This window comes from Arthrobacter sp. Y3225116 (assembly GCF_059091245.1).
In genome coordinates, this window is record NZ_JBNHGL010000111.1 from 1 (window position 1) to 9,344 (window position 9,344).

Annotated in this window: 5 protein-coding genes and 1 pseudogene; all 6 read left to right on the forward strand. The window is 67.7% G+C overall.

Going from position 1 to position 9,344, the window contains the following annotated elements:
- Positions 1 to 91 precede the first annotated feature (91 nt).
- Positions 92 to 1,795, forward strand: a complete 1,704-nt coding sequence (gene ilvD, locus AC5RV2_RS11080; protein WP_494067105.1) for a dihydroxy-acid dehydratase — start codon at positions 92 to 94, stop codon at positions 1,793 to 1,795.
- A gap of 354 nt (positions 1,796 to 2,149) precedes the next feature.
- Complete coding sequence (locus AC5RV2_RS11085; RefSeq protein ID WP_494092372.1) at positions 2,150 to 4,051, forward strand: acetolactate synthase large subunit; 1,902 nt, start codon at positions 2,150 to 2,152, stop codon at positions 4,049 to 4,051.
- A 2-nt stretch (positions 4,052 to 4,053) separates the two neighbouring features.
- Positions 4,054 to 4,566, forward strand: a complete 513-nt coding sequence (ilvN, locus tag AC5RV2_RS11090) for an acetolactate synthase small subunit (protein ID WP_494092373.1) — start codon at positions 4,054 to 4,056, stop codon at positions 4,564 to 4,566.
- Positions 4,567 to 4,601: 35 nt separating this feature from the next.
- A complete protein-coding gene (ilvC, locus tag AC5RV2_RS11095; protein WP_493941723.1) occupies positions 4,602 to 5,627 on the forward strand; it encodes a ketol-acid reductoisomerase in 1,026 nt (341 codons plus the stop codon).
- 270 nt (positions 5,628 to 5,897) lie between these two features.
- The gene (gene serA / locus AC5RV2_RS11100) at positions 5,898 to 7,487 is read left to right on the forward strand and encodes a phosphoglycerate dehydrogenase (protein WP_494067103.1); all 1,590 of its coding nucleotides are present in this window, start codon (positions 5,898 to 5,900) and stop codon (positions 7,485 to 7,487) included.
- Positions 7,488 to 7,652: 165 nt separating this feature from the next.
- Positions 7,653 to 9,344 (forward strand): annotated as a pseudogene (locus AC5RV2_RS11105) (ABC transporter permease); the annotation flags it as partial.

Sequence of the window (9,344 nt, forward strand, 5' to 3'; positions counted from 1 at the left end):
GGGCGGCCCGGGACGCGGGCGCCGGGCCGGGCGAGGCGCCGCCGTCGTAATATGGCCCTGCCATGGCGGCGCGGGTCATAGAATCGATGCCATGAGTGCGGACGCAACCCCAGACATCAAGCCCCGTAGCCGGGTAGTAACCGATGGCATCCACGCCGCTCCGGCGCGCGGCATGCTCCGAGCCGTAGGGATGGGCGACGAGGACTTCGTCAAGCCGCAGATCGGCATCGCCAGCTCCTGGAACGAAATCACCCCCTGCAACCTGTCGCTGAACCGGCTGGCCCAAGGCGCCAAGGAAGGCGTCCACGCCGGCGGCGGTTTCCCGATGCAGTTCGGCACCATCTCCGTCTCCGACGGCATTTCCATGGGGCACGAGGGCATGCACTTCTCGCTGGTCTCCCGCGAGGTCATCGCCGACTCGGTGGAAACGGTCATGATGGCCGAGCGCCTCGACGGTTCCGTGCTGCTCGCCGGCTGCGACAAGTCGCTGCCGGGCATGCTGATGGCCGCCGCCCGCCTGAACCTCTCCTCGGTGTTCCTCTACGCCGGCACGATCATGCCCGGCTTCGCGAAGATGGAGGACGGCTCGGAGAAGGAAGTCACCCTGATCGACGCCTTCGAAGCCGTGGGCGCCTGCGCCGCCGGCAAGATGAGCCGCAAGGACCTGGACTCGATCGAACGCGCCATCTGCCCGGGCGAAGGCGCCTGCGGCGGCATGTACACGGCCAACACCATGGCCTCCATCGGCGAGGCCATGGGCATGTCGCTGCCGGGTTCGGCCGCGCCGCCGTCCGCGGACCGCCGCCGCGACAACTTCGCGCACAAGTCCGGCGAGGCCGTGGTGAACCTGCTGCGCAAGGGGATCCGCGCCCGCGACATCATGACCAAGAAGGCCTTCGAGAACGCCATCGCGGTGACCATGGCCTTCGGCGGCTCCACCAACGCCGTGCTGCACCTGCTGGCGATCGCCCGCGAGGCGGAGGTGGACCTGACGCTGGACGACTTCAACCGGATCGGCGACAAGGTCCCGCACCTGGCCGACATGAAGCCCTTCGGCCGCCACGTGATGTTCGACCTGGACAAGATCGGCGGCGTCCCGGTGGTGATGAAGGCGCTGCTGGATGCGGGCCTGCTGCACGGCGACTGCCTGACCGTGACCGGCAAGACCGTGGCCGAGAACCTGGCGGCCATCAACCCGCCGGACCCGGACGGCAAGATCCTGCGCGCCCTGGACAACCCGATCCACAAGACCGGCGGCGTCACCATCCTGCACGGTTCACTGGCTCCCGAAGGCGCCGTGGTCAAGTCCGCGGGCTTCGACGCCGACGTCTTCGAGGGCACCGCCCGCGTGTTCGAACGCGAGCAGGGCGCCCTGGACGCGCTGGACAACGGGCAGATCAAGGCCGGCGACGTGGTGGTCATCCGCTACGAGGGCCCCAAGGGCGGCCCGGGCATGCGCGAGATGCTGGCCATCACCGGCGCCATCAAGGGCGCCGGGCTCGGCAAGGACGTGCTGCTGCTGACCGACGGCCGGTTCTCCGGCGGCACCACCGGCCTGTGCATCGGGCACGTGGCGCCGGAAGCGGTCGACGGCGGCCCGATCGCGTTCGTGCGCGACGGCGACGTGATCCGCGTGGACATCGCGGCCCGCAGCTTCGACCTGCTGGTCGACGAGGCCGAGCTGGAAGCGCGCCGGGTGGGCTGGGAGCCGCTGGCGCCGAAGTTCACCACCGGCGTGCTGGCCAAGTACGTCAAGCTGGTGAACTCCGCCTCCACCGGCGCGTACTGCAGCTGAACCACGACGGCGGGCGCCTCCCTCCGCGAGCCGGGCGCCCGCCGTCGTGCCCCTCCCAGGGCGCAGAGTCCATCTTTTGGACTCAAGTGCCCAAATAGTGAGACGGCGATGTCTCAGGTTGACACTGATATCCGCGTGGCACGAGACTGAAGCCATGCAAAGCGTATCCGTGGTCGTCCTTACCAAGCGCGTGGCGTAACCGCCCGTCTGGCACGACCACGTCACGCGCGAAACCCCATCGGAGCCAACCGGCTCGACGGGGTTTTTTTATTTGCAGAAGAGAACAGGGCCTTCCCCCGCTCGCGGAGGACGGCAAGCACATCAGAGAACATAAAGATCCGCAAAGGAAATCCGATGACTAAGGGATCGCCAATCAGCCCCTCGCTGATGGCCAATAAGGCGCCGGCCTCGTCCGACGCCCTCAAAACCAAAGATGTAGCTGCCTCTGTCTCTTCCGTCGTGGACGGCCTCGGCCCGGTAGTCGGGCCGAACAACATCGTGCCGCCCACGGAAATGACCGGCTCACAAGCCGTTGTCCGTTCGCTGGAAGAACTGGGCGTCGATGACGTCTTCGGGTTGCCGGGCGGGGCCATCCTCCCCACCTACGACCCGCTCATGGATTCGGCCAAGATCAACCACGTCTTGGTCCGTCATGAACAGGGTGCAGGCCACGCCGCACAGGGTTATGCCATGGTCACCGGCCGCGCCGGTGTCTGCATTGTCACCTCCGGCCCGGGGGCCACCAACCTGGTCACCGCCATTGCCGACGCGCACATGGACTCGGTGCCGATGGTGGCGATCACCGGGCAGGTCTCCTCGGCCGTGATCGGCTCGGACGCGTTCCAGGAAGCGGACATCGTCGGCATCACCATGCCGGTCACCAAGCACTCCTACCTGGTCACCAAGGCGCAGGAGATTCCCCGCGTGCTGGCCGAGGCGTTCCACATTGCCACCACCGGCCGCCCCGGCCCGGTGCTGGTGGACATCACCAAGGACGCCCAGCAGTCCACGATGAGCTTCTCCTGGCCGCCGAAGATCGACATCCCCGGCTACCGCACCGTGGTCCGCGGGCACTCCAAGCAGGTCCGCGAGGCCGCCAAGCTGATCGCCGCGGCGGAGCGGCCGGCGTTCTACGTGGGCGGCGGCGTGATCAAGGCCCACGCGTCGCAGGAGCTGCGCGAGCTGGCCGAACTGGTGGGCGCCCCGGTGGCCACCACGCTGATGGCCCGCGGCGTGTTCCCGGACTCGCACCCGCAGCACGTGGGGATGCCGGGCATGCACGGCTCCGTCTCGGCGGTGACCGCGCTGCAGCAGGCCGACCTGCTGATCACTCTCGGCGCCCGCTTCGACGACCGCGTCACCGGCGTGCTCAGCACCTTCGCCCCGGGCGCCAAGGTGATCCACGCGGACATCGACCCGGCGGAGATCTCCAAGAACCGCACCGCCGACGTGCCGATCGTGGGCTCGGTCAAGGAGATCATTCCGGAACTGGCCGAGGCCTGCCGCGAGCGGTTCGCCGCCGAGGGAACCCCGGACCTCTCCGCTTGGTGGGCCACGCTGGACCGGCTGCGCGAGACCTACCCGCTGGGCTTCGCCGAGCCCGACGACGGCCTGATGGCCCCGCAGCAGGTGATCCAGCGGATCGGCGAGCTGACCGGGCCGGAAGGCGTCTACGTTGCCGGCGTGGGCCAGCACCAGATGTGGAGCGCGCAGTTCATCAAGTACGAGCGCCCGCACGCCTGGCTGAACTCCGGCGGCCTTGGCACCATGGGCTACTCGGTGCCGGCCGCGATGGGCGCCAAGGTGGGCAACCCGGACCGCGTGGTCTGGGCCATCGACGGCGACGGCTGCTTCCAGATGACCAACCAGGAACTGGCCACCTGCCGGCTGAACAACATCCCCATCAAGGTCGCGGTGATCAACAACTCCTCGCTGGGCATGGTCCGCCAGTGGCAGACCCTGTTCTACGACGGCCGGTACTCCAACACCGACCTGAACACCGGCCACGACACCGTGCGCGTGCCGGACTTCGTGAAGATGGCCGATGCCTACGACTGCGTGGGCCTGCGCTGTGAACGTCCGGAGGACATCGACGCCACCATCCAGCAGGCGCTGGCGATCAACGACCGCCCCGTGGTGATCGACTTCGTGGTCAGCCCCAACGCGATGGTGTGGCCGATGGTCCCCTCCGGCGTGAGCAACGACCTGATCCAGATTGCCCGCGACATGACCCCCGAGTGGGAAGAGGAGGACTAGGAATGTCCCGCCATACCCTTTCAGTGCTGGTGGAGGACGTCCCGGGCGTGCTGACCCGCGTCGCCAGCCTCTTCGCCCGCCGGGCGTTCAACATCCATTCTCTGGCCGTCGGCCCCACGGAAGCAGACGGGTTCTCCCGCATGACCGTGGTGGTCGAGGCCGAGGGCGACCTGCTGGAGCAGGTCACCAAACAACTGAACAAGCTCATCAACGTCATCAAGATTGTCGAGCTGGTTCCCGAAACTTCCGTGCAACGCGACCACATCCTGGTCAAGGTCCGCGCGGATGCCGCAACACGGCTGCAGGTAACCCAGGCAGCAGACTTGTTCCGCGCCTCCGTGGTCGACGTGTCCACCGACTCGTTGGTCCTGGAGGCCACCGGCACCGCCGATAAGCTCGAGGCCCTGCTTGCAGTGCTGGAGCCGTTTGGCATCCGCGAAATAGTCCAATCCGGAACGCTGGCCATTGGCCGCGGCTCCCGCTCCATGAGCGACCGCGCGCTGCGTTCCGCCTGATTCCTTTCCACGCAATCCCAACAGGAGAAACCTAAGTGACTGAGCTGTATTACGACGACGACGCCGACCTTTCGATCATCCAGGGCCGCAAGGTCGCTGTCATTGGCTACGGCAGCCAGGGCCACGCCCATGCCCTGAGCCTGCGCGACTCCGGCGTCGACGTCCGCGTCGGCCTGGCCGAGGGCTCCAAGTCCCGCGCCAAGGCCGAGGCCGAGGGCCTGAAGGTCCTCTCCGTCGCCGACGCTGCCGCCGAGGCCGACGTCATCATGATCCTCACCCCGGACCAGGTCCAGGCCAAGGTCTACGCCGAGTCCATCGCCGACAAGCTCGAAGAGGGCAACGCGCTGTTCTTCGGCCACGGCTTCAACATCCGCTACGGCTTCATCCAGCCGCCGGCCAACGTCGACGTCGCCCTGGTCGCCCCGAAGGGCCCGGGCCACATCGTGCGCCGCGAGTTCGAGGCCGGCCGCGGTGTCCCGGACCTGATCGCCATCGAGCAGGACTTCACCGGCAACGCCAAGGCGCTGGCGCTCTCCTACGCCAAGGGCATCGGCGGCACCCGCGCCGGCGTCATCGAGACCACCTTCACCGAAGAGACCGAGACCGACCTGTTCGGCGAGCAGGCCGTGCTCTGCGGCGGCGCCTCGCAGCTGGTGCAGTACGGCTTCGAGACCCTGACCGAGGCCGGCTACAAGCCGGAGATCGCCTACTTCGAGGTGCTGCACGAGCTCAAGCTGATCGTCGACCTGATGGTCGAGGGCGGCATCGCCAAGCAGCGCTGGTCGGTCTCCGACACCGCCGAGTTCGGCGACTACGTCTCCGGCCCGCGCGTGATCACCCCGGAGGTGAAGGAGAACATGAAGGCCGTCCTGGCCGACATCCAGAACGGCTCCTTCGCCAAGCGCTTCATGGACGACCAGGCCAACGGCGCCAAGGAGTTCCTGGAGCTGCGCCAGAAGGGCGAAGACCACCCGATCGAGGCCACCGGCCGCGAACTGCGCAAGCTGTTCTCCTGGATCAAGTCCGACGACGACTACACCGAGGGCGTAGCAGCCCGCTAGTCCGTCCGACGGCCGGCGCCCACTGCGGGCGCCGGCCGTCGCGTTTTCCCGACGCGCCGCCGTCGTAGCCGCGCTTCCCGAGGCGCCGTCGTCGTCGCGTTGCCGAGGCGCCGTCGTCGTCACGTTTCCCATGACCCGCCGTTTCACCGGGCCGTGCCGGCCGGCTGGCACCGGTAACAACTGGGGGACAGGGCCGCAGCCGTTCTAGACTGGACCTACCCCCATCTATACGCACGGCCATCACCATGCTTGCAGCGAAGGAACACCCCTGTGGAAAAACCAGTAGTCCTCCTGGCGGAGGAACTCTCCCCGGCGACCATCGAAGCCCTCGGGCCTGACTTCGAGATCCGGCAGACCGATGGAGCCGACAGGTCCCAGCTGCTGACCGCGATTGCCGACGTCGACGCCATCCTGGTCCGCTCCGCCACCAAGGTGGACGCCGAGGCGATTGCCGCGGCCAAAAACCTGAAGGTCATCGCCCGCGCCGGCGTGGGCCTGGACAACGTGGACATCAAGGCCGCCACCCAGGCCGGCGTGATGGTCGTGAACGCCCCGACCTCCAACATCGTCTCCGCCGCCGAACTGACCGTCGGCCACATCCTGGCCCTGGCCCGCCACATCCCCGCCGCCAACGCCTCGCTCAAGGGCGGCGAGTGGAAGCGCTCCAAGTACACCGGCACCGAGATCTACGAGAAGAAGATCGGCATCATCGGCCTGGGCCGCATCGGCGCCCTGATCGCCGCGCGCATGCAGGCGTTCGAGACCCAGATCCTCGCCTACGACCCGTACGTGACCAGCGCCCGCGCGGCCCAGCTGGGCGTGCAGCTGGTCAGCCTGGACGAGCTGCTGGAGCAGTCGGACTTCATCACCATCCACATGCCGAAGACCCCGGAGACGGTGGGCATGATCGGTGCCGCGGCCTTCGAGAAGATGAAGCCCACCGCCTGCGTGGTCAACGTGGCCCGCGGCGGCCTGATCGACGAAGCCGCGCTCTACGACGCGCTGAAGGAAGGCAAGATCGCCGGCGCGGCCATCGACGTCTTCGTCACCGAGCCGAGCACCGACCTGCCGTTCTTCGAGCTGGAGAACGTGGTGGTCACCCCGCACCTGGGCGCCTCCACCGAGGAAGCCCAGGAGAAGGCCGGCATCTCCGTGGCCAAGTCCGTGCGCCTGGCGCTGGCCGGCGAGCTGGTGCCCGACGCCGTGAACGTGGCCGGCGGCGTGATCGCCCCGGACGTCCGCCCGGGCATCCCGCTGATCGAAAAGCTCGGCCGGATCTTCACCGCGCTGACCCACGATTCGGTGACCCAGATCGACGTCGAAGTGGCCGGCGAAATCGCCGAGCTGGACGTGAAGGCGCTGGAACTGGCCGCGCTCAAGGGCGTGTTCCGGGACGTCGTCTCCGAGCAGGTCTCCTACGTCAACGCCCCCGTGCTGGCCGAGCAGCGCGGCATCAACACCCGCCTGATCACCACCACCGAGTCCGAAGAGTACCGCAACGTGCTCACCATCCGCGGCGCCCTGTCGGACGGTTCGCAGATCTCCGTCTCCGGCACGCTGACCGGCCCCAAGCAGATTCAGAAAATCGTGGCCATCAACGGCTACGAGGTGGAAATGCCGATCAGCGAACACGTGATCGTCTTCCTCTACGAGGATCGTCCGGGCGTCATCGGCACCCTGGGCCGGCTGCTGGGCGAGCAGGAGATCAACATCGCCGGCATGCAGGTGGCCCGCAACGACGCCAGCAAGCAGGCGCTGGCCGTGCTGACCGTGGACAGCGCCCTGCCGCAGGACCTGCTGGACCGGCTCAGCGCGGAGATCGGCGCCGTCGTGGCCCGCGAAGTCGACCTGCAGGACTGACCCTCGCCGCACCGTAAAGCGCGCCCGGTCCCTGCTCCGTACCCGGGGCCGGGCGGGCTTTACGCCTACACGCGGGTCGATTCCTCGACTGCGCTCACCTCGTGAGAACCTTAATGCCGGGTCAATTCGACCTTTGGCCTTTTTGCTGCCGTATGGAGTGATTCTGTGGAAATCCGGTTCAACGCTGCGTCACGCTTCATGCGCAGCCGTTCGCTCGTGGTGACGGTCGCCGTCCTGATCGCGGCAATGGTGCTTTCCATTTTCGTCCAGGGCCGGGCACAGGCATCGCTGACCCGGATTGTCGACGACAACACCCGCGGCGTGTACGACATCCTGGTCCTGCCCGAGGGCACCGCCGGCGACGAACTGCGCCAGCCGGACTTCCTCAGCGGCAACGGCGGCATCGCCGCGTCGGACCTGGAGCAGGTCAGGGGGATCGACGGCGTCTCCGTCGCCGCCCCGATTTCGCTCGTGTCCAAGGTGGTTCAGGACATCGAGTTCCCGCAGCTGAAGGCCACCGACTACGTCGGCTACAACGCGAACATCGAGCAGTACCTCAAGGCCCAGGGCATCAAGGACGCCGTGCCGAAGGAAGAGTGGCCGGCGCCGGATTCCGTCTTCAACGAAGAACCGACCAACTACCGGATCACCGCCAAGGCCGTCAGCTCGGACGGCCTGACGGACACGGTCCTCTTCGAAACGGCGGCCGAAGGCTCCCTGGGCCAGGCGAAGCTGGAGGAGCTGAAAGTACCCGGCGGCACCAGCCTGCGTACCGTGGCGCCCAAGGGCGAAACCGGCATCAAGTTCCCGGACCCGGCCGGCGGCAGCATGCACGGCGACTTCGACACCACCATCGCGCTGCCCATGCTCCCGCAGATCACCGAGACGGTGGTTGCCGTGGACCCGGCGGCCGAATCCGCGCTGCTGGGCGAGGCCGGCGACTTCCTGGCCCCGCTCAAGCAGGCACCGGAACCCACCGACCGCAACGCCCGGGAACTGGGCCAGCACTTCTCCTCGCAATTCGGCATGGGCATGTTCTCCGAGGGCGGCGAAGGCGCCGCCATCGACGGGCACCCGTTCGAGTTCTGGAGCCCGTTCTTCGTCCAGTACCAGAACGCGGTGGAAGCCGGCACCCTGGACGAGGAATCCCAGGTCATCCCCATGGTGGTCCGATCCGGCACCGACCTGGACCTGACCTACTCGGTCAAGATCGAAGAACTGGACGACGCCGGCAACACCGTCTCGGAGGTCGGCACCGTCAGCAAGGAGCTGGGGGAGGGCTACCTGCCCTTCGCGTCCAGCAAGCCCTTCCAGCTGCGCTGGCCCGGCGGCGAGGACTACAACTACCTGCTGGGCTCCGGCGGCGTCCAGATGGTCGCCGGCCTGCACCAGCCGCCGGTGTGGACCACCGACTTCATGTCCAACCCGGAGTTCACCGCCGGGGACGCCGCCAGCGACGGGAGCGCGGAGCAGACCGCCACGCCGCAGGGCTGGATCCAGGTCAACAAGCTGCCGGAGAAGACCCTCCAGTGGCAGCTGGAACCCGACCAGAGCCAGCGGGAGCCGGTGGAAGAGCAGTCCTACCGCAGCACCGTGGATTCCGGCGGCGAGTCCGCTACTCCGCTGCCCTTCGTCTACGGCACCTTCGATGCCTCTGCCGTGCGCGAGGCCGCTGGTGACGTGAACTACCTGCCGTTGGGCGGGTATGACCCGACGCCGGTGACCATCACCGAAGACGCCGAGGGCAAGAACGTCGACGACACCGTGATGAAGCCGGGCCTCAGCGGCGCCGGCCTGTCCGTGCAATCCGCCGGCGCCATCACCGACTTCGCCGGCCTGGCCGCCGTCCGCGGCACC

What these genes read in the sequence shown, in the direction of transcription:
- ilvD (WP_494067105.1), top strand. Translation starts at nt 92, where the DNA reads ATGAGTGCGGACGCAACCCCAGACATCAAGCCCCGTAGCCGGGTAGTA.
- AC5RV2_RS11085 (WP_494092372.1), top strand. Translation starts at nt 2,150, where the DNA reads ATGACTAAGGGATCGCCAATCAGCCCCTCGCTGATGGCCAATAAGGCG.
- ilvN (WP_494092373.1), top strand. Translation starts at nt 4,054, where the DNA reads ATGTCCCGCCATACCCTTTCAGTGCTGGTGGAGGACGTCCCGGGCGTG.